At 63.5% G+C, this 25678-nt stretch carries 31 protein-coding genes; 22 read left to right on the forward strand and 9 right to left on the reverse strand.

Annotated features, from left to right (window positions below; all coding sequences use genetic code 11):
* Positions 1-4: 4 nt before the first annotated feature.
* The 3 genes from Syncc8109_RS00500 to Syncc8109_RS00510 are packed head-to-tail and all read left to right on the forward strand — an operon-like array spanning position 5 to position 1062.
* Positions 5-310 (forward strand): hypothetical protein, encoded by a 306-nt coding sequence (locus tag Syncc8109_RS00500; RefSeq protein WP_006851405.1) that lies wholly within the window; start codon positions 5-7, stop codon positions 308-310.
* Complete coding sequence (locus tag Syncc8109_RS00505; protein ID WP_006850054.1) at positions 291-671, forward strand: CrcB family protein; 381 nt, start codon at positions 291-293, stop codon at positions 669-671. The genes Syncc8109_RS00500 and Syncc8109_RS00505 overlap by 20 nt, the downstream gene beginning before the upstream one ends.
* On the forward strand, positions 664-1062 hold the full coding sequence (locus Syncc8109_RS00510) for a CrcB family protein (RefSeq protein WP_006850735.1): 399 nt from the start codon (positions 664-666) through the stop codon (positions 1060-1062). The genes Syncc8109_RS00505 and Syncc8109_RS00510 overlap by 8 nt, the downstream gene beginning before the upstream one ends.
* On the opposite strand, the gene Syncc8109_RS00515 is transcribed toward Syncc8109_RS00510, so the two are convergent.
* A complete protein-coding gene (locus Syncc8109_RS00515; protein WP_006850909.1) occupies positions 1028-1501 on the reverse strand; it encodes a glutathione peroxidase in 474 nt (157 codons plus the stop codon). The two genes, Syncc8109_RS00510 and Syncc8109_RS00515, sit on opposite strands and share 35 nt — an antisense overlap.
* 72 nt (positions 1502-1573) lie before the next feature.
* Between Syncc8109_RS00515 and mgtE the strand changes: the two genes are divergently transcribed.
* Complete coding sequence (gene mgtE / locus Syncc8109_RS00520) at positions 1574-3034, forward strand: magnesium transporter (protein ID WP_006850361.1); 1461 nt, start codon at positions 1574-1576, stop codon at positions 3032-3034.
* A 54-nt stretch (positions 3035-3088) separates the two neighbouring features.
* The gene (locus Syncc8109_RS00525) at positions 3089-4096 is read left to right on the forward strand and encodes an RpoD/SigA family RNA polymerase sigma factor (protein WP_006851337.1); all 1008 of its coding nucleotides are present in this window, start codon (positions 3089-3091) and stop codon (positions 4094-4096) included.
* Here the strand turns inward: Syncc8109_RS00525 and Syncc8109_RS00530 are convergent.
* Positions 4081-5001, reverse strand: coding sequence for an alpha/beta fold hydrolase (locus Syncc8109_RS00530; RefSeq protein ID WP_006851896.1), 921 nt, complete (start codon positions 4999-5001; stop codon positions 4081-4083). The two genes, Syncc8109_RS00525 and Syncc8109_RS00530, sit on opposite strands and share 16 nt — an antisense overlap.
* Positions 5002-5093: 92 nt before the next feature.
* Between Syncc8109_RS00530 and mutT the strand changes: the two genes are divergently transcribed.
* Complete coding sequence (gene mutT, locus Syncc8109_RS00535; RefSeq protein ID WP_045172844.1) at positions 5094-6221, forward strand: 8-oxo-dGTP diphosphatase MutT; 1128 nt, start codon at positions 5094-5096, stop codon at positions 6219-6221.
* Positions 6222-6242: 21 nt separating this feature from the next.
* Positions 6243-7199 carry a carbohydrate kinase gene (locus Syncc8109_RS00540; RefSeq protein ID WP_006849891.1) on the forward strand — a complete coding sequence of 319 codons (957 nt, stop codon included), beginning with the start codon at positions 6243-6245 and terminating at the stop codon, positions 7197-7199.
* Here the strand turns inward: Syncc8109_RS00540 and tsaE are convergent.
* Positions 7166-7681, reverse strand: coding sequence for a tRNA (adenosine(37)-N6)-threonylcarbamoyltransferase complex ATPase subunit type 1 TsaE (gene tsaE, locus Syncc8109_RS00545; RefSeq protein WP_045172845.1), 516 nt, complete (start codon positions 7679-7681; stop codon positions 7166-7168). The genes Syncc8109_RS00540 and tsaE overlap by 34 nt on opposite strands.
* Positions 7682-7688: 7 nt before the next feature.
* On the opposite strand from tsaE, the gene ahcY reads away from it, so the two are divergent.
* Positions 7689-9119 (forward strand): adenosylhomocysteinase, encoded by a 1431-nt coding sequence (gene ahcY, locus Syncc8109_RS00550; RefSeq protein ID WP_006851589.1) that lies wholly within the window; start codon positions 7689-7691, stop codon positions 9117-9119.
* Positions 9120-9190: 71 nt separating this feature from the next.
* Entirely contained in the window at positions 9191-9850 is a 660-nt protein-coding gene (locus tag Syncc8109_RS00555; RefSeq protein WP_006851540.1) for a DedA family protein, read from the forward strand.
* Positions 9851-9883: 33 nt separating this feature from the next.
* On the opposite strand, the gene Syncc8109_RS00560 is transcribed toward Syncc8109_RS00555, so the two are convergent.
* Positions 9884-10261 (reverse strand): single-stranded DNA-binding protein, encoded by a 378-nt coding sequence (locus Syncc8109_RS00560; protein WP_006850440.1) that lies wholly within the window; start codon positions 10259-10261, stop codon positions 9884-9886.
* A gap of 141 nt (positions 10262-10402) precedes the next feature.
* Here Syncc8109_RS00560 and Syncc8109_RS00565 point away from each other — a divergent pair, with 141 nt between their 5' ends.
* The 7 genes from Syncc8109_RS00565 to Syncc8109_RS00595 all read left to right on the forward strand — a co-directional run bounded on the left by Syncc8109_RS00565 (position 10403) and on the right by Syncc8109_RS00595 (position 16732).
* Positions 10403-11455: a rod shape-determining protein gene (locus tag Syncc8109_RS00565; protein ID WP_025362008.1), complete on the forward strand. Its 1053-nt coding sequence runs from the start codon at positions 10403-10405 to the stop codon at positions 11453-11455.
* A 4-nt stretch (positions 11456-11459) separates the two neighbouring features.
* On the forward strand, positions 11460-12206 hold the full coding sequence (gene mreC, locus Syncc8109_RS00570; protein WP_025362009.1) for a rod shape-determining protein MreC: 747 nt from the start codon (positions 11460-11462) through the stop codon (positions 12204-12206).
* Positions 12207-12220: 14 nt separating this feature from the next.
* A complete protein-coding gene (locus Syncc8109_RS00575; protein WP_025362010.1) occupies positions 12221-12730 on the forward strand; it encodes a hypothetical protein in 510 nt (169 codons plus the stop codon).
* Entirely contained in the window at positions 12727-14034 is a 1308-nt protein-coding gene (locus Syncc8109_RS00580) for a sugar ABC transporter substrate-binding protein (RefSeq protein ID WP_006850915.1), read from the forward strand. Before Syncc8109_RS00575 ends, Syncc8109_RS00580 begins: the two co-directional genes overlap by 4 nt.
* A gap of 92 nt (positions 14035-14126) precedes the next feature.
* Positions 14127-14888 (forward strand): response regulator transcription factor RpaB, encoded by a 762-nt coding sequence (gene rpaB / locus Syncc8109_RS00585; RefSeq protein ID WP_025362011.1) that lies wholly within the window; start codon positions 14127-14129, stop codon positions 14886-14888.
* Positions 14889-14932: 44 nt separating this feature from the next.
* Positions 14933-16441 carry a lysine--tRNA ligase gene (lysS, locus tag Syncc8109_RS00590; RefSeq protein WP_006850094.1) on the forward strand — a complete coding sequence of 503 codons (1509 nt, stop codon included), beginning with the start codon at positions 14933-14935 and terminating at the stop codon, positions 16439-16441.
* 27 nt (positions 16442-16468) lie between these two features.
* Positions 16469-16732 (forward strand): hypothetical protein, encoded by a 264-nt coding sequence (locus Syncc8109_RS00595; protein ID WP_006851112.1) that lies wholly within the window; start codon positions 16469-16471, stop codon positions 16730-16732.
* Position 16733: 1 nt separating this feature from the next.
* On the opposite strand, the gene Syncc8109_RS00600 is transcribed toward Syncc8109_RS00595, so the two are convergent.
* Genes Syncc8109_RS00600 through egtB form a run of 4 tightly spaced genes read right to left on the reverse strand, consistent with a single transcriptional unit; the run spans position 16734 to position 19587 of the window.
* On the reverse strand, positions 16734-17213 hold the full coding sequence (locus Syncc8109_RS00600) for a hercynine metabolism protein (RefSeq protein ID WP_006851204.1): 480 nt from the start codon (positions 17211-17213) through the stop codon (positions 16734-16736).
* Positions 17210-17443, reverse strand: a complete 234-nt coding sequence (locus Syncc8109_RS00605; RefSeq protein WP_006850535.1) for a hercynine metabolism small protein — start codon at positions 17441-17443, stop codon at positions 17210-17212. Before Syncc8109_RS00605 ends, Syncc8109_RS00600 begins: the two co-directional genes overlap by 4 nt.
* Before the next feature lie 45 nt (positions 17444-17488).
* A complete protein-coding gene (gene egtD, locus Syncc8109_RS00610) occupies positions 17489-18442 on the reverse strand; it encodes an L-histidine N(alpha)-methyltransferase (RefSeq protein WP_006850169.1) in 954 nt (317 codons plus the stop codon).
* Positions 18439-19587 (reverse strand): ergothioneine biosynthesis protein EgtB, encoded by a 1149-nt coding sequence (gene egtB / locus Syncc8109_RS00615; protein ID WP_006851682.1) that lies wholly within the window; start codon positions 19585-19587, stop codon positions 18439-18441. Before egtB ends, egtD begins: the two co-directional genes overlap by 4 nt.
* Positions 19588-19619: 32 nt before the next feature.
* Here egtB and Syncc8109_RS00620 point away from each other — a divergent pair, with 32 nt between their 5' ends.
* Positions 19620-21290 carry a serine/threonine protein kinase gene (locus Syncc8109_RS00620; RefSeq protein ID WP_232202432.1) on the forward strand — a complete coding sequence of 557 codons (1671 nt, stop codon included), beginning with the start codon at positions 19620-19622 and terminating at the stop codon, positions 21288-21290.
* Here Syncc8109_RS00620 and smpB read toward each other — a convergent pair.
* Complete coding sequence (gene smpB, locus Syncc8109_RS00625; protein WP_006851004.1) at positions 21284-21784, reverse strand: SsrA-binding protein SmpB; 501 nt, start codon at positions 21782-21784, stop codon at positions 21284-21286. The genes Syncc8109_RS00620 and smpB overlap by 7 nt on opposite strands.
* 50 nt (positions 21785-21834) lie before the next feature.
* On the opposite strand from smpB, the gene ruvB reads away from it, so the two are divergent.
* The 5 genes from ruvB to Syncc8109_RS00650 are packed head-to-tail and all read left to right on the forward strand — an operon-like array spanning position 21835 to position 25660.
* Entirely contained in the window at positions 21835-22881 is a 1047-nt protein-coding gene (gene ruvB, locus Syncc8109_RS00630; RefSeq protein ID WP_006849859.1) for a Holliday junction branch migration DNA helicase RuvB, read from the forward strand.
* A complete protein-coding gene (locus tag Syncc8109_RS00635; RefSeq protein ID WP_006851393.1) occupies positions 22878-23642 on the forward strand; it encodes a tetratricopeptide repeat protein in 765 nt (254 codons plus the stop codon). The genes ruvB and Syncc8109_RS00635 overlap by 4 nt, the downstream gene beginning before the upstream one ends.
* Before the next feature lies 1 nt (position 23643).
* Positions 23644-24825 carry an amidohydrolase gene (locus tag Syncc8109_RS00640; RefSeq protein WP_006850652.1) on the forward strand — a complete coding sequence of 394 codons (1182 nt, stop codon included), beginning with the start codon at positions 23644-23646 and terminating at the stop codon, positions 24823-24825.
* Positions 24822-25049, forward strand: a complete 228-nt coding sequence (locus Syncc8109_RS00645) for a DUF3188 domain-containing protein (protein ID WP_006850270.1) — start codon at positions 24822-24824, stop codon at positions 25047-25049. Before Syncc8109_RS00640 ends, Syncc8109_RS00645 begins: the two co-directional genes overlap by 4 nt.
* On the forward strand, positions 25046-25660 hold the full coding sequence (locus Syncc8109_RS00650; protein WP_006852112.1) for a HEAT repeat domain-containing protein: 615 nt from the start codon (positions 25046-25048) through the stop codon (positions 25658-25660). Before Syncc8109_RS00645 ends, Syncc8109_RS00650 begins: the two co-directional genes overlap by 4 nt.
* The last annotated feature ends 18 nt before the right edge of the window (positions 25661-25678 follow it).

A 25678-nucleotide genomic window follows, 5' to 3' on the forward strand; every position in this document is an offset into this window, starting at 1 on the left:
TTCCATGAACGCCGTGCTGCGGTGGAGTTGGCTGCTGGGGGTGGCTCTGATGGCCCCGGCCGCTTTACCCGCCGGTGGTGCCGACCGGCGTCAACCGCAGCCCCGTCGTCGCGTGGCCTCCGGGCCCTTGCACACCAGTTCCGATCAGCCTCTGCGCCTCAGTCCGCTGGCCGTGGCCCCGCGGCTGAGCACCCTCAAGGCGGGATCCTCTCTGCGGTTACTCCGGCGTTGGTCTTCCGCCGATGGTCAGGACTGGCTGCACGTGCAAACCCTCTCCGGAGAGCAACACCGTGGCTGGCTCCGCGTCTGAGGCTCTGTTGGTTGGGCTCGGGGCCATCCCCGGAGCCTGGTTGCGCTTGAAGGTGGTGAACCACGTGCAGCCGATGGTGCCCAAGAAGCATTGGGGCACCTTCATCTTGAATGTGGTGGCCTGTTTCGCCCTGGGCCTGGTGCTGGCGCTCAATGAAACCTGCACCGCCAGCGCCGGCATCGTGTTGCTGATGGGGGTGGGCTTTTTTGGCAGCCTCAGCACCTTTTCCACCTTCGCTGTGGAGCTGTTGAACGAGTTGCGGGCTGGCCAGACGCTCACTGCTGTGGTGCTGGCGCTGGCCTCGATCGGGGCGGGTTTGCTGGCTTCTGCACTGGGTTACGGACTCGGGACCCATGCCTGAGACCAAGCCGAGCCTCCAACTGGAACTGCAGGAGCTGCTGCTTGTTGGCGTGGGCGCTGTGCCCGGAGCACTGCTGCGCTGGCTGCTAGCCCTGCATCTGAGGGATCAGAATCTGCTGGTGAATGTTCTGGGGGCTGCCCTCTTGGGCTTGCTGGCCGGGCTCCCCACTGCCCCACGGCGACAACTGCTGCTGGGGATTGGCTTCTGCGGCTCGCTCACCACCTTCAGCAGTTGGATGCTGGCGGCTATGAAGTATCTCAGCGCTGGAGATTGGTCCGGGGCCTTGGGCTTGATCGGGCTGACCCTCGGGCTGGGAGTAGGTGCCGCAGCCCTGGGGTTCAGCCTGGGGCGATGGCTCAAGCCGCCAGCGCCGCCTCAATCGCCGACTTGAGGTCTTCAGGGGTGACGCCGCTCTTGAAGCGAGCGATCACGGTGCCGTCCTTGCCCACCAGGAATTTCTCGAAGTTCCACTCCACATCACCGGCGGGATCCATCTGGTTGAGCGTCGTGTAGGGCTCGGTGGTGCTGCCCTTGGCATGCACCTTCTCGAACAGTTCGAAGTCGGCGCCGTAGGTGGTGGAGCAGAAGCTCTTGATCTCGTCCAGGCTGCCGGGCTCCTGGGCGCCGAAGTCGTTGCATGGAAAGCCCAGAACCGCCAGGCCCTTGTCGGCGTAGGCCTCGTTCAGAGCTTGCAGACCCGCGTATTGCTTGGTGAAGCCACAGCGGCTGGCCACGTTCACGATCAGCAGCACCTTTCCGGCGTAGTCGCCCAGGGATTTGCTGCTGCCTTCAGGGGTGGTGATGGAGACGGCACTGACGCTGATCGCCATGGTGAAACGCGGATGGAGCGCAGAGGATAACCGGCTGTAACGGCCATACACTGGGCTCCCGGCCGGAGGGGCATGACGGAGGCATCGGGGCTGAGCAGTGCTGGCGTGAGCGTGGAGCCCGACTTGCTGGCGGAAGCGGTCTCCCAGGAGCTCGCCGCGATGCTCCAGGCGAGCAACTACGACGCCGTGAAACTGCTGCTGGAACCGGTGCAGCCGGTGGACATTGCCGAGGCGATCGGCAGTCTTCCGGCCAACCTGCAGGCGATTGCCTTTCGTCTGCTCAGCAAGGACGAGGCCATCAGCGTTTATGAGTACCTCGACACCGCCACCCAACAGAGCCTGTTGAGCCTGTTGCGCTCCGGCGAAATGCGGGAGGTGATGGAGGAGATGTCGCCGGATGATCGCGCCCGATTGTTTGAGGAGCTGCCCGCCAAGGTGGTGAGGCAGCTCCTCAGTGAGCTCAGCCCTGATGAGCGCAAAGTGACTGCTGAGTTGCTGGGCTACCGCTCCGAGACGGCCGGGCGTCTGATGACTACCGAATACATCGCCTTCAAGGAAAACCAGACGGCGGCGGTGGCGTTGGAGATCGTGCGTCGGCGTGCCCGCGACACCGAGACGATTTATTCCCTCTATGTGACGGATGCCGAGCGACGCCTGACGGGCATCCTGTCGCTGCGAGATCTAGTCACATCAGACCCTCAGGCCCGCATCGGTGATGTGATGACAGAGGAGGTGCTCAGCGTCAGCACTGACACCGATCAGGAGAAGGTGGCGCGCACGATTCAGCGCTACGACTTCCTTGCCGTGCCCGTGGTGGATCTGGAACAGCGTCTCGTGGGCATCGTCACTGTGGATGACGTGATCGATGTGATCGAGCAGGAGGCCACCCGTGATCTTTACGCCGCCGGCGCGGTGCAGGCCGGCGATGACGACGACTACTTCAGCAGCAACCTGTTCACCGTTGCACGGCGCCGCGTGGTGTGGCTTGCGGTGCTGGTGCTCGCCAGCTTTTTCACTTCGGAAGTGATCGCCGCCAATGAAGACGTTCTGCAGCAGGTGGTGTTGCTGGCGGCGTTCATTCCCTTGCTTGGTGGTACCGGCGGCAACGTAGGGGCCCAGAGCTCCACGGTGGTGATCCGTGGTTTGAGCACCCAGAGCATCTCCAGCCTCGGACCTCTGCGGGCGATTGGCCGCGAAGCCATGGCGGGGGCGTTGCTGGGGGTGTTGATGATGCTTCTCGTGGTTCCCTTCGCCTGGTGGCGCGGGGAGAGCGCTTTGGTGGGCCTCTCGGTGGGAATGAGCCTGCTGGCCATCACCACCTTGGCGGCCACGGCTGGTGCAGCGTTCCCACTGCTGTTTGACCGCATGGGTCTGGATCCGGCCCTGATGTCCACCCCCTTCATCACCACCTGCACGGATGTGGCGGGCACGCTGATCTACCTGAAGACGGCGGGGTGGCTGCTGATCCACCTGCCGCAGCTGGTGCAAGCCACAGGTATTTCTACCCAATTCTTCGTTCTGGGCATTTTCTGAGAGTCTGTTCACGTTTCTTAGGAGTACTCTTCACATAACTCAAAGAAGCGCCCCATGGCTCCGGCTGCGACCGCTGCTTCCAAGCCGAAATCCGCTGCGAAGGCTGCTAAGACAGTCACAGCTGACGTTGATCTGGTTCGCTCCTATTTGCGCGACATCGGCCGCGTGCCGCTGCTGACCCACGAGCAGGAGATCACCCTTGGCCGCCAGGTGCAGGAGTTGATGGATCTGGAATCGCTCGAGGCTGAGCTGGAGAGCAAGGCTGGTGAAAAGCCCAGCCGCGATGTGCTGGCCAAGGCTTCAGGGCTTTCCTCGATGCAGCTCAAGCGCAAGTTGCAGCACGGTCGTCGCGCCAAGGAGCGGATGGTGGCCGCCAACCTCCGGTTGGTGGTGAGCGTGGCCAAGAAGTACACCAAGCGGAACATGGAACTCCTGGATCTGATCCAGGAAGGCACCATCGGCCTTGTCCGTGGTGTCGAGAAGTTTGACCCCACCCGCGGTTACAAGTTCTCCACTTACGCCTATTGGTGGATTCGCCAAGGGATCACACGGGCCATTGCGGAGAAGAGCCGCACGATTCGGCTGCCGATCCACATCACCGAGATGCTGAACAAGCTCAAGAAGGGTCAGCGGGAGCTGAGCCAGGAGTTGGGCCGTACTCCCACCGTTACGGAGCTGGCTGAGTTCGTCGAGCTGCCAGAAGATGACGTCAAGGATTTGATGTGCCGAGCCCGTCAGCCGGTGAGCCTTGAGATGAAGGTTGGCGACGGAGACGACACCGAGCTGCTGGAACTGCTCTCCGGTGACGGCGATCTGCCCAGCGATCAGGTGGAGGAGGATTGCTTGAAGGGCGACCTGCGCAGCCTCCTGGGCCAGCTGCCCCACCTGCAGGAGCAGGTGCTGCGGATGCGTTACGGCATGGATGGAGAAGATCCGATGAGCCTCACTGGTATCGGTCGGATTCTGGGCATGAGCCGTGACCGTGTTCGCAACCTGGAGCGGGATGGTCTGGCCGGTCTGCGCCGTGTGAGTGATCAGGTAGAGGCCTACGTCGCCTGTTGAACTGATCTTGTCTTGATCAGCCGTTTCAGCACAGGGTTCACCTGATCCGGTGCTTCGTCATGGGGGCAGTGCCCTGAGTTGGGAATTACAGAAATGGAGCGAACGCAGTTCAGTGTCTGAGCCCAACGCTTGGCCTCCGCGATCGGCTCCCAAGGATCGTGTTCTCCCCAGATCAGATCCACGGGGGTCGACATTTCCGCCATCAATTGAGGGGCGAGATAGTCGTCGAACAGGTTGATGAAACCGCGGAAGGCTTCGGCAGCTCCCGCACGCTGGGTTGGTTGGAACAACAGATTCACGAGGTCGTCGTCGATGTTGGCGCCACTGGGATAGGCCTGCTTCAACACGCTGCGGATCACGCCGGGTCGTGCTGCATTGCGGAAGAGCGCGGTACTGAGCCAGCGCTGGCGCACCATCGTTTTCAGCAGCGGCCTGACCCAGGCCATCCAAGCCGGTTGTGCGGCCAGTTGTTTGTCATCCATCAAACGCTGGGCGCAGTCGATCAGCACCACACCACGGCAGCGCTCGCCTAGCAGTTGTGCTGCTCGCAGGGCGACAACCCCGCCGATCGAGTTGCCCACCAACAGCACGGGCCGTCGCACGACTGCATCGCAGAAGTCAGCCACCTGCTGGCCCCAAAGGTCAAAGCCGTAATCAACGGCATCCGCTGTAACGGGTTCATCCTTCAAGCGGGCGCGGGGTTGATCGCTGCTCCCGAAGCCGAGCAGATCGATGGCGTAGGTGGGCAGCTGTTCGGCCAGCACCGGCTGGTTGAAACGCCAGTGGTTCCTGTTAGCCCCGAAGCCATGGATCAGTAGCACCGCTTCTTCGGCTTCGCTGTTGCCCATCAGGCTCCAGCCAATGGATCGTTCGTTCCAGCTCCAGAGGGGGTTGCTTGGGCTCACGCCTTGGCTTGCTGCGCCGGTGCATCCTGGCGAGTGAACCGCTTGGATGACGTTTGTTGCCCGGGCCCTGTGCCAACGCCAAACGCGAACCCATGGCCGCGTTGAACGGAACCGATGCAGCCGTTCTGTCGGCAGCCTTGCTGGCTTGGTGGGAGTGCCATGGCCGCGGCGGCATCCCCTGGAAGCTGTTGCCCGGTGGTGGGCGCCCAGCGCCGCAGCAGCAGCTCGATCCCTACGGCATCTGGATTGCCGAGGTGATGCTGCAGCAGACCCAGTTGGCCGTGGCACTGCCTTACTGGACGCGTTGGATGGCGGCGTTCCCCACCATCGAGGCCCTGGCCGCGGCGTCTCTGGATGAGGTGCGGCTGCAGTGGCAGGGCCTCGGCTATTACTCCCGCGCCCGCCGGTTGCATGAGGCGGCCCAGCGGTTGGTGGGCCAACCGTGGCCCCGCAGCTTGGAGGCGTGGATGGGGTTGCCGGGCATCGGTCGCACCACCGCCGGCAGCATCCTTTCCAGTGCCTTCAATGCACCGTTGCCGATCCTGGATGGCAACGTCAAGCGGGTGCTGGCGCGATTGACGGCCCATCCGCGCCCTCCGGCTCGCGACTACGCCTTGTTCTGGAGCTGGAGCGAGGCCCTACTCGATCCGCTGCGGCCTCGTGACACCAACCAGGCCTTGATGGATCTGGGGGCCACGCTTTGCACCCCCCGCCAGCCTGACTGCCACCGCTGCCCCTGGCAGCTGCACTGCGCTTCTTACGCTGCCGGCGACCCCTGCTGCTGGCCCGTGACCGACGCTCCCAAGCCCTTGCCCTTCCAGGTGATTGGTGTGGGCGTCGTGCTCAATGCGGAAGGAGATGTGTTGATCGACCAGCGCCTGGAGGAAGGCCTGCTGGGGGGGATGTGGGAGTTCCCCGGTGGCAAGCAGGAGCCGGGTGAAACCATCGAAACCTGCATAGCCCGTGAGTTGAAGGAGGAGCTCGGCATTGCGGTGACGGTCGGCCCTGAGCTGATCACCATTGATCACGCGTATAGCCACAAGAAGCTGCGCTTCGTGGTGCATCTCTGCGACTGGGTGTCGGGACAGCCGCAGCCCCTTGCCAGTCAGCAGGTGCGTTGGGTGCGCCCAGATGACCTGGGGAATTACGCCTTTCCGGCCGCCAATGCTCGGATCATTGAGGCGTTGCTTGGCAGCTTGAAAAGCTCTGCCCACCCTTAGGGAAGGTTCTGATGCTGTGGGATGGCGCTTGGTTCCGTTGTCGCCTGTCTCGGCGAAGCTCTGATCGACCGTCTTGGGCCGCCTGGAGGTGATCCGGCGGTGGATCGGCCGGTGGACGACCGTCTGGGAGGCGCGCCAGCGAATGTGGCCTGTGGATTGGCTCGCTTGGGGACCCCTGTGGTCTTTGTCGGTCGCTTGGGGCAGGACGCCATTGGCGAGGCTTTTACCAGGTTGTTCGCTGAGCGTGGTGTCGGTACCACGCTGCTTCAGCGGGATGCCGAGCGTCCCAGTCGCATCGTGCTGGTTCGTCGTTCGATGGAGGGTGAACGGCAGTTTCAGGGTTTTGCCGGGGATCAAGGGGCTGGTTTCGCAGATCAGGCCCTGGAGTCGTTTGTACTGCCCGAGGCCCAATGGTTGTTGATCGGCACCCTCCTGCTGGCGGCACCAACGTCGGCATCGGCTTTGTTGTCAGCCGTGCGTCAGGCCCGGAACCAGGGAATGGCGATTGCTCTCGATGTCAATTGGCGCCCCACGTTCTGGGATGCCACCGCTGATCCCGAGGCCGGACCGTCTGCAGCGGCGAAGGCTGCGATTCAACCGCTGCTGCGCCAGGCGGCTCTGATCAAGTTGGCGACAGAGGAAGCCCTCTGGTTTTTCAACAGCGACGATCCCGCCGCGATCCAGCGGGCCTTGCCCCAGCGGCCGGATGTGGTGGTGACTAATGGGGCGGCCCCGGTGCGCTGGCAATTGGGAGCCGACTCTGGTCAGCAGGCCGCCTTTCAGCTCCCCAGCGTCGTCGACACCACAGGTGCTGGCGATGCCTTCACGGCCGGGTTGCTGCACCGCTGGGCTGCCGCGTCTCAGGAGCGCATTCGCTTTGCGGCTGCCTGCGGGGCCATGGTCTGCGGCGGGGCCGGTGGTATCGATCCCCAGCCCACGCAGGCTCAGGTGGAGGCGTTCCTGGGGGGGGTGAGCTGAGCCAGTCGGCCCTCGTCCTGGTGACGCAGCTCGAGTCGCCAGGCCTCGGCCAGATCGATCCCCAGCCGTTCCGGCCACTCCACGGCCATCAACGCCCCGGTGGCGCGGGCTTCCTCCTCCTCCTGAAGAAACAGTTCATCGGCGGAGGCCGGTTGCTCCAAGCGATAGAGATCAAGATGCACCAGCTGCGGTTCCCCCTGGGGGTAGTGCTGCGCCAGGGCAAAGGTGGGGCTGGTGATCGCTTCGCTGATCCCGAGACCTTCTGCCAGGCCCTGCACCAACGATGTCTTGCCGGCCCCCAGGGGGCCGCTCAACAGCAGGATTGCGCCCTTCGGAAGCTCGCGCGCCAGCAATCGGCCCAGGGCTCGAGTCGTCTCAAGGGTCTCAAGGGACCAGACATGCCTTGTAGAGTTCAGATCTAGCGAGCCCGAAGCCTCGGCGTCTCTGCAGAGATTCAACTCCACGATTGCTTTAGGGAGCATTAGATCCATGGTGGCAGCGCCCACGTCCCCTGCTGAGCTGAAGCTCGGCGTTGATTGCGTCATCGCCGATATCAACCAGGCCGATTTCGGCCGCAAGGAACTCGACATTGCCGAGACCGAGATGCCCGGTCTGATGGCGCTGCGCGAGAAGTACGGCAGCGAGAAGCCCCTCAAGGGTGCTCGCATCGCCGGCTCCCTGCACATGACAATTCAGACCGCGGTTCTGATCGAGACCCTGGTGGAGCTCGGGGCCGAAGTGCGCTGGGCCTCCTGCAACATCTTCTCCACCCAGGACCATGCCGCTGCGGCCATCGCCGCACAGAGCATTCCGGTCTTCGCCGTCAAAGGTGAGACCCTGGAGGAGTACTGGGATTACACCCACCGCATTCTCGAGTGGGGTGATGGCGGGTCCCCCAACATGATCCTGGATGACGGTGGCGATGCCACTGGTCTGGTGATGCTTGGCAGTAAGGCCGAGCAGGACATAACGGTTCTGGATAATCCCGGCAACGAAGAGGAGACCTTCCTCTTCGCCTCGATCAAGAAGAAGCTGGCCCAGGACCCCAGCTTCTACTCCCGTACCAAGGCCCAGATCCAGGGCGTGACCGAGGAGACCACCACGGGTGTGGCGCGTCTCTACAAGATGCAGAAGAGCGGTGAGCTGCCCTTCCCAGCCATCAACGTCAACGACTCCGTCACCAAGAGCAAGTTCGACAACCTCTACGGTTGTCGCGAGTCGCTGGTGGACAGCATCAAGCGCGCCACCGACGTGATGGTGGCGGGCAAGCAGGCCCTGGTGATCGGCTACGGCGATGTGGGCAAGGGATCGGCCCAGTCCCTGCGTGGTCTCGGTGCCACCGTCTGCATTGCAGAAGTAGATCCGATCTGCGCCCTGCAGGCCGCCATGGAGGGCTACCGCGTCGTCCGTCTCGAGGACGTGGTCGAAGACATGGACATCTTCGTCACCGCCACCGGCAACTACCAGGTGATCCGCAACGAGCACCTGGTGAAGATGAAGGACGAAGCCATCGTCTGCAACATCGGTCACTTCGATAATGAGATCGATGTCGCCTCCCTCAAGGAGTACGAGTGGGAGAACATCAAGCCGCAGGTGGACCACATCACCCTGCCAAGCGGCAACAAAATCATCCTGTTGGCGGAAGGCCGCCTGGTGAACCTGGGCTGCGCCACCGGCCACCCCAGCTTTGTGATGAGCAACTCCTTCACCAACCAGGTGTTGGCACAGATCGAGCTGTTCACCAAGGGTGATGAGTACGCCAAGGAGGTGTACGTGCTGCCCAAGCATCTCGATGAGATGGTGGCTCGCCTTCACCTCGGTCGCATTGGCGCCAAGCTCACCGAGCTCAGCAAGGATCAGGCCGAATACATCAATGTGCCTGTGGAAGGCCCCTACAAGCCCGATCACTACCGCTACTGATCACGATCCAGCGGATCGGAATCCGATCTTCACGGCCCCATGGAAGACTTGCGCGATCGAGCGCAGTCTCCATGGGGCTCTCTGATCTGATCACACAACTGCCGGAGCTGATCGGCCAGGCAGTGGAGGCGAATCAGTGGCTGGGGTACACCGCGATCTTCGCGGCGATGTTTCTTGAGAATCTGTTCCCGCCGATTCCGTCAGAGCTGATCATGCCCCTCGGGGGCTTTTATGTGCAGCAGGGTCAGCTGGATCTGGTGCCCGTGGTGTTGGCCGGTTTGCTGGGCACGGTGCTCGGTGCCCTGCCCTGGTACGGGATCGGACGGTTGATCAACGAGGAACGGATCGAAGCCTGGTTGCAACGCCACGGTCGCTGGATTGGCATCAGTGCCGATGAGTTGGCCCGCAGCCGCCGCTGGTTCAGCCGCTATGGCACCGCCCTGGTGTTCTGGGGGCGTCTGGTTCCTGGAATTCGCACGCTGATCTCAGTGCCTGCGGGCATTGAAATGATGCCGATGGCGCCGTTTCTGGTCTGGACCACCGCCGGCAGCCTGATCTGGACGGCCCTGCTCACCATGGCCGGCATGGTTCTCGGAGAGGGATATAGCAACGTTGAGCTCTGGATTGACCCTGTCTCCAAGGCCGTCAAGGTGTTGCTGGTGGTGTCTCTGCTGGCGGGCGCGATCTGGCTGGGTCTGCGCATCTGGCGCCGGCGTCAGTCGTCCGACTGAGCACCGGCCCGAGGGGTTCCCTGGGGAGGAGGCTCAGAAGGGGATGTCCTCATCGGAGGCCTGGCCGCCAAAGGTGCCGGCGGCCTCCTGGTTGTCCCGTTTGGATCCCAGCAGTTCGAGTCGATCCACACGAACCACGGGCTTGCTGCGCTCTTCGCCGCTGGCACGGTCGGTCCAGCGATCCAGCTTGAAGCTGCCGATGATGCCCAGCAAGGAGCCCTTCTTTACGTAATCCGCAGCAACCTGGGCCTGCTTGCCCCAGATCTCGAGGTTGAACCAGTCGGGTTCATCGTCGCGGCTGCGACGGTTCACCGCCATGGTGAGGTTGGCCACCATGCTGCCGGACTCGAAGTAACGCACTTCGGGATCGCGGCCGGCACGGCCGACGAGGGTGACGGAATTAACGCCCATAGACAATCTTCTCCTGAATTTGGATTCATGATGGGGCACCGGTTGGGTGACTGCTTTTAAGGAGTTCCACCCAAGCCGCTGGGTGTAACAGGCAACCGCTGTGAACGCCCCTATGATCCGGCCGTCTTGACTGCGGTGTCTGTGTTCTTTCGTCGTTTCCAGCTGTCGCGCGACATCGGCATCGACCTGGGCACCGCTAACACCCTGATCTACGTTTCCGGCCGGGGCATCGTGCTGCAGGAGCCCTCCGTGGTGGCTCTTGATCTCGAGCGTGGCACCACCATGGCAGTGGGTGATGAAGCCAAGTTGATGCTCGGCCGCACCCCTGGAAACATCCGGGCAGTCCGCCCTTTGCGCGATGGGGTGATCGCCGATTTTGATGCTGCTGAGCAAATGCTCAAAACCTTCATCACCAAAGGCAATGAGGGCCGCGGCATCATGGCCCCTCGACTCGTGGTCGGCATCCCTAGTGGTGTGACCGGTGTGGAGCGTCGCGCCGTCCGCGAAGCCGGCATGGCTGGGGCGCGTGAAGTGCATCTGATTGATGAGCCGGTGGCAGCCGCCATCGGTGCGGGCCTTCCGGTCACTGAGCCCGTTGGGACGATGATTGTCGACATCGGTGGCGGCACCACCGAGGTGGCGGTACTGAGCCTCGGTGGAACGGTGCTGAGTGAATCCGTCCGCGTAGCCGGCGATGAGATCAGCGATTCCATCAGTGTTTACCTGAAAAAGGTTCACAACATGGTGGTGGGCGAGCGCACGGCCGAGGAGATCAAGATCCGCATCGGCTCCGCCTTCCCGGACGACGAGTTCGATCAGCAGTCCATGGATGTGCGGGGTCTGCACCTGCTCTCCGGTTTGCCGCGCACCATCAATCTCAAGGCCGGTGATCTGCGGGAAGCAATTGCGGAGCCTCTTAACGTGATTGTTGAAGCGGTGAAACGCACCCTGGAGCGCACACCCCCTGAGCTGGCGGCAGACATCGTGGATCGCGGCATCATGCTTGCGGGAGGTGGTGCGTTAGTCCGAGGCATCAGTGACCTGATCAGCCACGAGACCGGCATCTTTGTGCACATCGCCGAAGACCCCCTGCTCTGCGTGGTGAACGGTTGCGGCCAGGTTCTGGAGGACTGGAAACGCCTGCAGCGGGTGGTGGATACCCCGGAATTCGTCCGAACCGCGGCAGGCGTCTGAAGCGATGGCCCCGACGCTCCGTCCCGGCAAGAGCCGCTGGCGCGGATTGGGGCAACTCACCCCCTGGCTGCTGCTTGTGGGCGGGCTTCTGATGGTGCGTCTGAGCAAGGGCGCTGGTTTCACCGATGCCTATGCGCTGCTCAGCCGTCCTTTCTGGCCTGGTTCTGCCCAGCGGGAATGGGTCATGGCTGCAACGGATTTGGAGGAGCGGTCTCGCCTGCAGCTGCTGGAAGACGACAACCGTCGCTTGCGCGCTTTGTTGGAGTTGCAGCAACGAGGATCAGCTCAAGGCAAGGTATCGGCTGCCGTGATCTCCCGCTCTTCGCGGGGGTGGTGGCAGCAATTGCAACTGGGCAAGGGCTCGCTGCAGGGCATCGGTAGGAGCGATGCGGTTCTTGGCCCTGGCGGTTTGGTGGGCCGCATCGACAGTGTTACTCCCGCCACGGCGCGGGTGAAGTTGCTTACCGCTCCGGGCCATGAGATCGGCGTCTGGCTGCCCCGCAGCCGCCGCCACGGATTGCTGGTCGGCCGCGGCAGCAGCCGGCTTTCGCTTCGTTTCATCGACAAGGACCCCGACGTGCGTCCGGGGGATCTGGTGGCTACGTCCCCGGCCAGCACCTTGTTGCCCCCCAACGTGCCGGTGGGGGTGATCCAGTCGGTAGATGAACAGGCTGTTCCTGCACCTGTAGCGGTGGTGCAGTTGATCGCAGCACCGGAGGCGATCGACTGGGTGCAGGTGCAAACCCGTTGAGATGAACTACTGAAATGACGCGTCTGCACCGACAACCGATATGTGTGGCCTCGGCATTGATGGTGCCGTTTCTGGCCTTGGCGTCGCCGCCTTGGTTGGCCATCGATGGGGTTGGTCCCGCCTGGGCTGTGCTCTGGCTGTTGCCCTGGGCTCTCGTGGATGGTCCGGTGTCGGGGGCGTTGTCGGGTGTGGCTTTGGGGCTGGTGCTGGATGGTCTCAATCTCGGCGGTGTCAGTCAGGTGCCCGCGCTGCTGCTGCTGGGCTGGTGGTGGGGACGGCTGGGGCGGCGTGCAGCACCTATCCAACGCAGCCTGAATCTGGGCTTGTTGGCCTGGCTCGGGTCCGTGGGTCTTGGTTTGTCGTTGATCCTTCAGCTCTGGTGGCGTCAAGGCGGAGTGTTGGATCCCCTCACCCAGAGCTGGGGCCTGCAGACCCTTTGGTGCCAGGCCCTGGTGACGGGTTTGCTGGCGCCGGTGTTGGTGTCGTTGCAGTTGCTGCTCTGGCGAAGGAGGGTTCCCTCATGAGGCTGACGCGTCGGGATCTGCTGCTGGGGGCAGCGGCGATGGGGTTGGCGGCCTGCGGCCTGAGGACTCCACAGATCAGGGCTCTGGAGTTGTGGACCCTGCAATTGGCTCCCAAGTTCAACCCGTATTTTGCGGATGTTCTGGGGGCCTGGAGCCGCCTCCATCCCGATGAACCTGTGCGCTGGACGGATCTGCCCTGGGGGTCCGTGGAACGCAAGTTGCTGGCGGCGGTGTTTGCGCGCACGGCCCCGGATGTGGTGAATCTCAATCCGCCCTTCGCGGCCAATCTGGCCAGCAAGGGAGGGCTAGCGGACTTAACCCCGCTGCTGCCTGCTGATGCCGCTGGCCGCTATCTGCCCTCGGTGTGGCAGGCCTGCAGCGATCCCGATGCCGGGCAGATCGCTCTGCCTTGGTATCTCACGGTCCGATTGAGTCTGGTGAACCGCGCACTGTTGGATCAAGCCGGTATTGCAGCTCCGCCTAGCCGCTGGGATCAGGTGCCGGCCTTCGCTCGTCGCATCCGCGAGCGCACGGGCCGTTACGGCCTGTTTCTTACCACTGTTCCGGACGACTCGGCTGAACTCCTGGAAACCCTGGTGCAGATGGGGGTGACCCTGCTGGATTCCCAACGCAGGGCCGCCTTCAACAGCCCTGCGGGGCTCCGGGCCTTCCGTTTCTGGAGTGATCTCTACCGGGAGGGGCTGTTGCCTCGGGAGGTGGTGAGTCAGGGGCAACGCCGGGCGATCGAGTTGTTCCAGAGCGGTGATCTGGCCCTGGCGGCCACGGGGGCGGAATTCCTGCGCAGCATTCAGACCAATGCGCCGGGGGTGGCCGCGGTGACGGAGCCCCATCCCCCGGTGACCGGTGCAGATGGCGCAGCCAATGTGGCTTTGATGACGTTGGCGGTGCCGCGTCAGAGCCAGCGCGCCCGGGAGGCCGTGGATCTTGCGCTGTTCCTGACCAATGCCGAGCATCAGGCGCGCTTCGCGGCTGAGGCACGGGTTCTGCCGTCGTCGTTGGAGGCCCTGGCCCGAGTGCGTGTTGAATTGGCGCAGCGGGTTCCTGCCACAGCCGCTGAACGTCAGATTCGCCAGGCCCGTTTGTTGTCGGCCAGCACGTTGGATCGAGCCCGGGTGTTGGTGCCGGCGTTGCCGGGGATCAAACGCCTCCAGAAGATCCTTTATACCCAGATGCAGCGGGCGATGTTGGCCCAGATCAGCCCTGAGCAGGCCTTAACAGCTGCGGCGTCGGAATGGAACCGTTACGCCCGTTCGCGGTGGCCTGAGGTTGTCGGCAATTCTTAAAACAATCGGTAAACCGGCTGCGCGCCAGGGTGTTTGCGTCGGTGTTTAGGCCCTGACCAGTAAGGTTGCAGCTCGTTAAGGGTTTGATTCGGATGACGGGCGACCTGCCCTCACAACCCAAAGCGGCCATTCTTGTCGTTGATGACGAGGCTGCAGTCCGTCGTGTCCTGGTGATGCGCCTGCAGCTGTCGGGCTACCGCGTCATATGTGCTGAGGACGGTGAACAGGCCCTTGAAATGTTCCACAACGAGTCCCCCGATCTGGTGGTGCTCGATGTGATGCTGCCCAAGTTGGACGGCTTTGCAGTGTGCCGCCGCCTGCGGGCCGAATCTTGCGTGCCAATCATCTTCCTCTCTGCCGTTGAAGCCATTTCCGAGCGGGTGGCCGGTCTGGATCTTGGCGCTGATGACTATCTTCCTAAACCCTTCAGCCCCAAGGAACTCGAAGCCCGCATCGCCACGATTCTGCGCCGGGTGGGCCGGGGCAATGCAGTGGTTGAAAGCCGTGAATTGCCCACGGGGCAAGGCGTTTTGCGGCTCGGCGATTTGGTGGTGGACACCAACCGACGCCAGGTGACCCGTGGATCGGAGCGCATCAATCTCACTTACACGGAATTCAGCCTGTTGGAGTTGCTGTTTCGTGATCCCGGCCATGTCGTGCCCCGGGCCGAAATTTTGGAGCAGCTCTGGGGGTATCCCCCCCGTCGAGCCGCTGACCTACGCGTGGTGGATGTCTACGTGGCGCGCTTGCGCGGAAAGCTCGAGCCGGATCCCCGTAACCCTGAGCTGATCCTTACTGTGCGGGGCATTGGCTACGCCTCCCAGCGCATGGGCGAGGCATCTGCTGCCGGTTGATCAACCCGCGGCCGGGCAGGATGGCGCCCGACTGACCTGCTGCTGTGTCTGAGCTGCGCGACACCCGTCTGGAAAAGGCCAAGACGTTGGAAGAGCTGGGGCAGGGCCCCTATGCCCTCACCTTCTGCCCAAGCCATCGCATGGCCGGTCTGCAGGAGACCCATGCCGATCTGCCCAAGGGGGAAGAGCGGGATGTCAGCGTTTCCGTGGCGGGACGGGTGATGACCCGCCGGGTGATGGGAAAGCTGGCCTTTTTCACCCTGGCTGATGAGACGGGCTCCATCCAGCTGTTCCTGGAGAAGGCGGGTCTGGAAGCCCAGCAGGCGGGCTGGTTCAAACAGATCACCTCACTGGTGGACAGCGGCGACTGGCTCGGGGTGAGCGGCACCCTGCGTCGTACCGACCGTGGCGAGCTGTCGGTGAAAGTGAGCGACTGGCGCATGCTCACCAAGGCGCTGCAGCCCCTTCCCGACAAGTGGCATGGTCTGGCCGACGTTGAGAAGCGCTACCGCCAGCGGTATCTGGATCTGGTGGTCTCCCCCGACAGCCGTGAGACCTTCCGTCGCCGGGCCCGCCTAGTGAGCGGCATTCGCCGCTGGCTCGATCAGCGTGATTTTCTCGAGATCGAGACCCCCGTGCTGCAGAGCGAACCCGGTGGCGCTGACGCGCGGCCGTTCGAGACCCACCACAACGCTCTCGACCTGCCCCTCACCCTCCGGATTGCCACCGAGTTGCACCTGAAGCGCCTGGTGGTGGGTGGCTTTGAGCGGGTCTATGAGCTGGGCCGGATCTTCCGCAATGAAGGGGTCAGCACGCGCCATAACCCCGAGTTCACCTCGGTGGAGATCTATCAGGCCTACAGCGATTACATCGGGATGATGGAGCTCACTGAACAGATGGTCAGCGCGGTGTGCCAGGAGGTCTGCGGCACGACCACCATCACCTATCAGGGCACCGAGATCGATCTGGCACCGCCGTGGCGGCGCGCCACGATGCATGAGCTCGTGCAGGACGCGACGGGGCTTGATTTCAACAGCTTCAGCAGCCGGGAGGCGGCGGCTGCGGCGATGACCGCCAAGGGCCTTCATGTGCCTGAGCTGGCCGACTCGGTGGGCCGTCTGCTCAATGAGGCCTTTGAGCAAGCGGTGGAAACGACCTTGATTCAGCCCACCTTCGTCACCGATTACCCGGTGGAGATTTCGCCCCTGGCTCGGCCCCATCGCAGCAAGCCCGGCTTGGTGGAACGGTTTGAGTTGTTCATCGTCGGCCGCGAGCACGCCAATGCCTTCAGTGAGCTCACCGATCCCGTGGATCAACGCCAGCGCCTGGAGGCCCAGCAGGCGCGCAAGGCGGCGGGTGATTTGGAGGCCCAGGGGTTGGACGAGGATTTCGTCACGGCCCTCGAGGTGGGCATGCCCCCCACCGGAGGTTTGGGGATCGGCATCGACCGGCTGGTGATGCTGCTCACCGACAGCCCTTCGATTCGGGACGTGATTGCCTTCCCGCTGTTGCGGCCGGAGTCCCGCAAGGGAGAACCACCCTCAGTGGAATAATGGGAGGAGTGGCATGGTCCTATCCCCATGAGTGGAGAACGCGTCGGGTTTCGCTTCAAGCACGCTGATGCCGTGGTCAAGCGGAATCCCCAGGGCCGTTCCCGCCGGGGATGGGTGATGGAGCCGGTGGAACAGACCACCAGCCGTGGCACCAAAATGCCCGCTTACCGCATCCGCTGGCGCGACAGTGAGCGCCCGGAAATTGTGCTTCAGCACATGCTGATTGCCGATCCGGATCCCACCCCTCCGCCCGAGGGTGTCAGCCTGGAGCCTCCTGCACCCAAGGCCTGATCTAACTCAGCCCAGCGTCGCGGCGCATCTGTTCAAGCTCCTGTTCCGCTTCAAACAACGCCCAGTCCTTTTCCAGTGTTGAGGGGCTGGGCGTTTGCTTTTGCTGGTGAAGCTCCTGCAACTGTCGCTCCACCTCGTTGAAGCGGCGTCCCAGATCCTCCAGGTCGGCCCAGAGGGCGCGGCCCTGTTTCATCAGGCTGGTGAGATGTAGTTCGGCTCGCCCGGCTAGATCCGCTGCGCCGGCTGCCTTGGCACGCTCCACCCGGCTGCGCCAGGCCCGTACGTCCTCGGCCAGCCTCAGCAGCTGCTGGCGTTGCTGTTTCGCTTCGCCTTGCAGTTGTTGGCGTTGTCGTTGCAGAGCTGTCGCCCGATCCTTCAGGTGCTGTTCGCTGAACAGGTGGTCTTGAACGGGGTTGTTGCGCAGAAAGGCAGAGAGTCGGGCGTCCAGCTCCCGCTCCAACTGCTCCAGCCAGCTGCTCATGCCTCGCCCGGGGTGGTGATCAACGGTTTTTCGATCTCTTTCTCCAGGGGCTCGATCGCGGCTGTTTTGGAGTTGAGGATCATCTGGGTGAGTTGCGCTGCTTTCACTTCTCCCACTTCACCTTCCAGTTCTCCCAGGCGATCGAAGGCTGCCATGTACACCGCCTCAAGGTCTTGGATGAGCTGTTCACGCTGCTGTTTGATCGCCTGACGTCGTTCGTCTGATTTCATGCCGCCTGAGCTCCTGGGCTCCGTCTGTGGGATAAGTCTGTGGGCTCAGTTTGCCGGCAAAAGCAGATGCAGAGCGATCTGCTGGTGTGGATCGGTCCAGCTGTGTTGGATCCGCCAGCCGGCCTGGGCCGCGAGAGCGGTCGCCGCGGCCGCCGAGTATTTGACGCTGTGTTCGGTGATCCAGGCGTCGCCCTGGCGAAAGAACCAGGTCTCACCGCCCAGGTGCACGGTCTGATCCTGTCGGCTCACCAGCGCCATTTCGATGCGCTGCTGCTGTGCCTCCCAGCGGGCCCGGTAGCGGAACCGCTTGGGATTGGCATCGCCCTGGAGGTCCCGGTTGAGCCGCAGCAGCAGGTTGCGGGCGAAGGCTGCGGACACGCCGGCGGCATCGTTGTAGGCGGCTTCCATCAGGGCCGGCTCGCGGGGTTGATCCAGCCCCAGCAGCAGCGGCCCTCCAGCCAGCAGCTGCCGGGCGTTGCGCAGGAAGTCCACAGCCTCTTCCGGGGTGAAGTTACCCAAGGAGCTGCCAGGAAAGAAGCCGATGCGTCGTTGGCCGTCTATGGCTGGATGCTGCGGCAGCTGCTCCAAGCGGGTGTGGTCACAGCAGATGCCGACCATGGCGGTGTTGGGGTGTCGGGCTGCGAGGCCGGAGAGGGCTTCCTTCAGGGCGCTGAGGCTGATGTCCAAGGCGGCGAAGACGCTGCTGCCCAGAGCTGTGAGCAGCGGATCCACCTTGCGGGCGTTGCCGATGCCGAATTCCACCACCAGCCCAGGGCCCGTGGCGGCGGCGATGGCGGGTGCGTTGTCTTCCAACAGGGCGATTTCCCGTTGGGTGAGGGTGTATTCCGGCTGCCGGCAGATCTCGGCGAACAGACGTGATCCTTCGGCGTCGTAGAGCAACCAGGCCGGCAGTTGGCAAGGGTTGCGCTGCAATCCGTCTCGAACCAGGCGCTGCAGATCCGCTTGGGGTGGGTGGAGGTTGAGCAGGCTGATGCTCATCGAGCCAGACGGATGCCGGCCGCCATCCAGCGGTTCGCTGGCGGGAAAAAATTGCGGTAATTGTCGCGTTCGTGGCCCGGGGGCGTGAGCCAGCTGCTGCCCCGTAGCACCATTTGGGAGCTCATGAATTTGCCGTTGTATTCGCCGATGGCACCCTCCACCGGGCGAAAGCCGGGATAGGGTCTGTAGGAACTGGCGGTCCACTGCCACAGCGCCCGGTGGGCGTGCTGCATGGCGGCGCCATGCAGGCCAAGGGCGTGTTCCCATTCCGCTTCGGTGGGGAGCCGGGCACCGCTCCAGCGCGCATAGGCATCCGCTTCGAACCAGCTCAGATGCCGCACAGGTGCCTGGGGGTCTCGGCAGCGGCGGCCCGCCAGGGTGAATTCATGGTTGTTCTCCCGCCAGTAGCGCGGCGCCTGCCACTGGTGCTGTTGCACCAAGGCCCAGCCTTCACTCATCCATAGCTCGGGACGTTGATAGCCCCCATCGGCGATGAAGCCGGCGTAGCCGGCGTTGCTCACCAGGGTGTTGCTCAGCTCAAACGGCTCCAGCCACACCCGGTGCCGCGGCGTCTCGTTGTCGAAGTGGAATCCCTCGCTCTGATGGCCGATCTCCGTCAACCCGCCGGGGCAGGCCAGCCACTGCTCCTCCTCCAGGGTCAGGGTCAGCTCATCTTCAAGGTTGTAGACGGGTTCCAACGGCTGACGGTTGAAGCCATCCAAGAGGTCCATCAGCAGCAGTTCCTGGTGCTGTTGCTCGTGCTGCAGGCCGAGCTGCACCAAGGCCTCAACCCCTTCAGGCGGGTCCTGCAGCAGTGCTTCTAGACCGGCATCCACCCGTTGACGCCAGGCCAGCACCGCGCCGATGGCCGGACGGCTGAGCAGGCCCCGCTGCGGTCGGGGGTGACGCGCTCCGACGGAGTCGTAATAGGAGTTGAACTGATAGCTCCAGAGCGGGTCGCAGGCCTGATGTTCCGCTGCATAGGGCTGCAGCACGAAGGTTTCAAAGAACCAGTTGGTGTGGCCCAGATGCCATTTGGGAGGGCTGGCATCGGCCATCCCCTGGAGCATCAGGTCTTCCGGTTCCAGAGGCGCGATCATTGCTTCGCTGCGGCGCCGCACCGCCAGCAGAGTGTCCAGCAGCACGGGCTCGATCCATCCTTCGCGGACCCTAGGGGGTGCGGCAAACCATCGGTACCATCAGCCCATCGATGCGGCTGAATCCCTTGAGCGGTTCCGGCACGGTGCTGGTGGAGCGATATCGCCTGGAGGAACGCCTGAGTGGACCCGATCCGCTGCGTGGTTCTTTGTGGCGTGCGGTGGATGTGATGGCGGGTGATCTGCCGGTGGCCATTCGCCAACTGGAGACATCGGAATCCCAGGAGCGGTTGCAAGGGGTTTGGCCACACATGCAGATGCTGTCGCATCCCCAGTCGCCCCGCTGCGGTGAGCTGGTGGAACTGGATGGGGCGTTGTGGCTTGTGCGTGATTGGCAGGACGGCATCTCCTACGACCTGCTGCTGCATCAAAGGCGGTTCAGTGCGGATGAGGTTCTTCTGTTGCTGCGCCAGTTGCTGCCGGTGCTTGCGGTGTGGCATGGCCGCGGGCTGGTGCACGGTGATCTGAATGCCCGCCATCTGCTGCGCCGAAACAGCGATGGCTTACCGGTGTTGCTGGAGGGTGGCGGGGTGCAGCGGCAGGGCACTACCCCTTTGGATGCTCCCTGGCGCGATCTGCACGATCTTGGGCTCACCGCCCTGGTGTTGCTTGGTGGGCCGGCGAGCGAGGACGGATGCTGGCCAGAGGGCCTGGAGCTCGAGGCGGGATTTCGTCAGGTGCTGGAGCGCCTGCTCTCTGAGGCACCGGAGCGCCGTTTTGCTGAGGTTGCTGAGGTGCTGCAGGTCCTGGAGTCGGTGGGTTTGCCCGCATCCGAACCGGAGATCGTCGTCTCAGCACGAAGCAGTCGGGTCTTGGCTCGCGAGCAGGGAGCGGAGGGTCGTCTCTGGCCCGTGGTGGTTGTGCTGGGTCTATCGGCGTTGGTGGGTTCTGCCATCGGCTGGCTGCTGCTCTCGCGCAGCTCACCTGTAGACATTGCATCTGACCTTGCGGGCCACAAACCTGCCGTCAGCTTGGCGCCGGCGGCGCTGGATCACCGCCAGCAGCTGTTCAGCCGTTTGCGGGCACTTCAGGTGAATCGCGGCTGGTTTCTCCAGCTTGTGGATGCCAGCCAGCCCAGCGCGGAGTCGCTGGAGGCTGCGCCGTTGCCAAGGGCCTGGACCGAGCTGGCCGAGGAATGGCTGGCTCGGATTGAGCAGCTGCCGCCGACGATCAGAGTCCGCTTGGGCCGTCTGAGCGATGGGGACTGGGAGCAGACGCGTCAGGCGTTGGTGCAGCAGGGTGTACATCTGCACGTGGTGGAGCACTTGGTCAGTGCTGGTTCTCATGTGCTGCTGCCGAGGTCCATGCAGGGCTGGAAACCTGCCGAACCCTTTCTTCAGCTCTGGATTGCAGCGGCGATGCAGAGCCTCAATGACGTCGAAATCGTGCGGCTCAAAGCGTGCCCGCTGGAGCCCACCAACACGTCGTTGCGCATCCCTGCCGGTGGTGCCCGTTTGCTGCTCGTTGAGGTGCCTGCCAGGGATACGTTGGCCTTGGACATCAGCGGCACCCCCCTGATGCAGATGATGGTGTTTGGTGCCAGTGGCCAGGTGGAGGGTGAGCGTGGCCCACTGCGGGTGACTCGGATTGCGCCTGAAGCCGGTTCCCCCTTACAGGTGCTGGTCTTCAACGAGGGCGTTTCCTCGGATGCATTCACTTTGGTTTGCTTGGCAGACCCGCGCGATCAGTAGCGCTCCATTGCCGCTTTCACATCCTTTTTTGATTGCTTCTCTTTTTCAGCAGCGCGCTTGTCGTGCAATTTGCGACCTTTGCCTAGCCCGATGGTGAGCTTGATCCAGGACCCCTTGAGGTGAATGTTGAGGGGGATCAGCGTCAGCCCTTTTTGATCCACCAGACCGCGCAGCTTGTTGATCTCATGGCGATGGGCCAGCAGTTTCCGGGTGCGCAGCGGGTCGTGGTTGAAGTAGCTGCCGGCGTGGGTGTGGGGTGAGATGTGCACGTTGTGCAACTGCAGTTCCCCATTGCGGATCAGGCAGAAGCCATCGCGCAGGTTGGCTTTGCCGTTGCGGATCGATTTCACCTCGGTGCCCACTAGCTCGATGCCGGTTTCCAGGGTTTCGAGGATTTCGTACTGGTGACGGGCCTGACGGTTGTCCGCCAGCATCCGATTGGCAGCGGCCCGTGCTGCGGCTGCGGCTGCTTTTTTCGCTCCTCCCTTGGCCATGGTTGCGGCTGTGTCTTCCGACCCTATCCAGGTCTGGGTACCCTGCCTGCATGGCGATTGTCTCCTCCAGTTCCGGTCGCAAGCCACCCCGCCGCCCCGAAGCGCTGGTGGACCCCCAGCCGGCCCCTGAAGAGGTGGTGAGTCGGCCGGAGGACAAGCTTCGGCCCCAGTTCCTGGACGACTACATCGGTCAGAGCGAGCTTAAGCAGGTGCTGGGTATTGCGGTGGAAGCGGCCCTGGGTCGTGGGGATGCCCTGGATCATGTGCTGCTCTATGGCCCGCCAGGTTTGGGCAAAACCACCATGGCCATGGTGCTTGCAGAAGAAATGGGGGTGCAGTGCAAGGTCACCAGTGCACCGGCCTTGGAACGCCCGCGCGACATCGTCGGTTTGTTGGTGAACCTGCAGCCCCGCGATCTGCTGTTCATTGACGAGATTCATCGCCTCAGCCGGGTGGCGGAAGAGCTGCTTTATCCAGCGATGGAAGACCGTCGCCTCGATCTCACCGTCGGCAAGGGCAGCACGGCGCGCTCCCGCTCCCTCGATTTGCCCCCCTTCACTTTGGTGGGGGCCACCACCCGCGCCGGATCGCTGAGTTCCCCGCTGCGGGACCGGTTTGGCCTGATCCAGCGGTTGGAGTTTTACGGCCAAGGAGATCTGGAAGCGATCGTGGATCGCACCGCCGGGCTGATCGGGGTCGCCCTCACGCCGGAGGCCCGCAGCAGCATTGCCGCCTCCTGTCGCGGCACGCCCCGGATTGCCAATCGCCTGCTTCGCCGGGTGCGGGATGTGGCCAGTGTCCGTGGCGGCGGCGGTGGAGTTATTGATCAGGCCCTGGTCGGCGATGCCCTGAGCCTGCACCGCGTTGACCATCGCGGCCTCGATGCCAGCGATCGGCGCTTGCTGCAGCTGCTGATCGACCACCACGGTGGCGGCCCGGTGGGGCTCGAGACCCTGGCAGCGGCCCTCGGGGATGACCCCGTCACCCTGGAGACAGTGGTTGAGCCGTTTTTGTTGCAGCAGGGGTTGCTGATGCGTACCCCCCGTGGCCGCATGGTCACGGATGCGGCCCGCAGTCATCTGGCGGAGGCGGCATGAACCGGCTTCTCATCCTGTTGTTGAGTCTGGTGCTGGCGCTGCCCGTGCAGGCCCTGGATCTTCAAGGGCTCTACGAGCAGGCACTGACGGCGAGCCGTCAGGGTGATTTTGTGCAGGCGCTGCTCCTGTGGGATCGCTTCCTTGAGCAGGTCCCTGAGGATGCAGCAGCGCTGAGCAACCGCGGCAATGTGCGTCTGGCCCTTGGTGATCTGTCTGGGGCGATCGAAGACCAGACCGCTTCGATTGTTCTGGCGCCGGAGGAAAGTGACCCTCACTTGAACCGGGGCACGGCCGAGGAAACGCTTCAGGACTGGTCCGCGGCAGCGGACGACTATCTCTGGATCCTGGAGCGGGATCCGCAGGATGCTTCAGCCCTCTACAACCTGGCCAATGTGCGCGGTTCGCAGGGGGACTGGCCTGAGGCGCGAGAGCTTTACGGCCAGGCTGCCCTCGCCCGCCCCGGCTTCGCCATGGCCCGCTCCAGCGAGGCCTTGGCGGCCTGGCAAGCGGGGGATCTGGAGTTTGCGGAGGCGGAATTGCGAAAATTGATTCGTCGATACCCTTTGTTTGCTGACGCTCGGGCGGCCCTCAGTGGCCTGCTCTGGCGAGAAGGATCCAGTGGTGAAGCGGAAAGCCACTGGGCCGCGGCTGCTGGGCTTGATCAGCGTTACCGCCAGGCCGACTGGTTGCAGCAGGTGCGCCGCTGGCCACCACAGCCGACAGCGGATCTGATGGCGTTCCTGGCCTTGGAGGCGTCCTGAGATGAGCCAAGTGGCGTCACTTTCTGATCGACTCAGCCAGGAGCTGCCTGAGCTGCTCGAGCTGCGCCGGCACTTGCATGCCCACCCTGAACTCAGTGGGGAAGAGCATCAGACGGCTGCCCTCGTGGCGGGTGAGTTACGCCAGTTGGGGTGGCGTGTCCGCGAGGGGGTCGGTCGCACGGGCGTGGTGGCTGAACTGGGCCCTGATCACGGCCCCACGGTCGGCTTGCGGGTGGACATGGATGCCCTGCCGGTGGAGGAGCGCACCGGTCTGTCCTATGCCTCCACCCGCCAGGGCCTGATGCACGCCTGCGGCCATGATTTGCACACTTGCACAGGCCTTGGAGTAGCGCGGTTGCTGGCCCAGGAGCCGGCTTTGGCGGCTCGGGTGCGGCTGCTGTTTCAACCCGCCGAAGAATTGGCCAAGGGGGCGGTTTGGATGCGCGATGCGGGGGCGGTGGAGGGTCTAGATGCGTTGTATGGCGTGCACGTGGTGCCGAATCTGCCGGTGGGCACGGTGGGAATCCGGCGCGGCTGTCTGACGGCGGCGGCCGGTGAGCTGGAGATCCTCGTGCAGGGGGAGGGTGGCCACGGGGCCCGTCCCCATCAGTCGGTGGATGCTGTTTGGTTGGCGGCTCGAGTGATCACAGAGCTCCAGCAGACCATCGCCCGCCGCTTGGACGCGTTGCAGCCGGTGGTGATCAGTTTCGGCAAGGTGGAAGGGGGTCGTGCCTTCAACGTGATTGCCGATCAGGTGCGCTTGCTGGGCACGGTGCGCTGTCTGGATCTGCAGCAGCACGCCCAGCTGCCGGATTGGATCGATGAGACGGTGCAGGGTATCTGTGCCAGTGGAGGGGGTACGGCGGTGGTGAATTACCGCTGCATTGCACCACCGGTGCACAACGACCCGCAGCTCACGACCTTGCTCGAACGTTGTGCAGTGGATTGTCTGGGCCGCGACAAGGTGCTCCCCGTAGAGCAACCCTCCCTGGGTGCCGAAGACTTTGCTGAGCTGCTTCGGGATGTGCCAGGAATGATGGTGCGGCTGGGGGTTGCTGGCCCCGAAGGCTGTGCGCCGCTGCATAACGGAGCTTTTGTGCTGGAGGAAGACGCCCTCGGTGTAGGCATTGCGGTGCTCACAGCCACCGTGCTGGCGTGGATCAAGGAGAACACCTCGGCATGAACCAACGTCGTGCGCTGATTTGGGTTTCTCTCGGGGCTCCGTTGCTGGTCCTGCTCGCGTTGCTGGCCACCAACCAGCGTCAGGGCAAGGACCGGGTGCAGGTGCTCCCTGCAGTGTTGGTGGGTTCGGGTCTCATCATCAGCAGCGCTCTCGGTAGGCAGCGCCGCCGCGCCAGGCTGTTGGCCGATCTTCAACGGGCGCGCACCCCCGGCAGCAACCCATGAGCGAGACAGACCCACAACGTCCTGATCTCGAGGCGGTGCGTCAGGCCATTGCCAGTGGGGATCCAGTCCAGGCAATGCCGGCGATCACCCAGCTCCGCCATTGCTCGGACGCTGAGGCGGTGCCGTTGCTGGTGTTAGGCACGGAGCAGAAGCCTTTTTTGGTGCGTTCCTTGAGTTGCAGCGGACTGGGCTACAAGCGCACCGAACAGGGTTGGACTGTTCTGAGTGCGCTGATCACTGCCGATGAAGACCCCAATGTTCGGGCTGAGGCAGCCAATGCCCTCGCCAGCTACGGGGTGGAGCGGGCCTGGCCCTTGCTGCGTTCGGCCTTTGAATCTGATGCTGCTTGGCTGGTCCGCTGCAGCATCTTGTCTGCCTTGGCAGAACAGCCGGAGATCGATCTCACCTGGTTGCTAGAGCTGGCCACCATGGCAATCGCTGATGCTGACGCCATCGTGAGGGTCAGTGGAGCGGAAATCCTCAGTCGCATCGTTCGTGAAGGGGCCAGCGACTCCATCGGAGCAAAGGCCAGAGGCTTGTTGCAATCTCTGCAACAGGACAGCGATCACCGGGTGGTGGCTGCGGTGCTCAATGGTTTGCAGGCCAGCTGACGGGCCTTTGAGCAACGC

Source organism: Synechococcus sp. WH 8109, assembly GCF_000161795.2.
Classification (GTDB): domain Bacteria; phylum Cyanobacteriota; class Cyanobacteriia; order PCC-6307; family Cyanobiaceae; genus Parasynechococcus.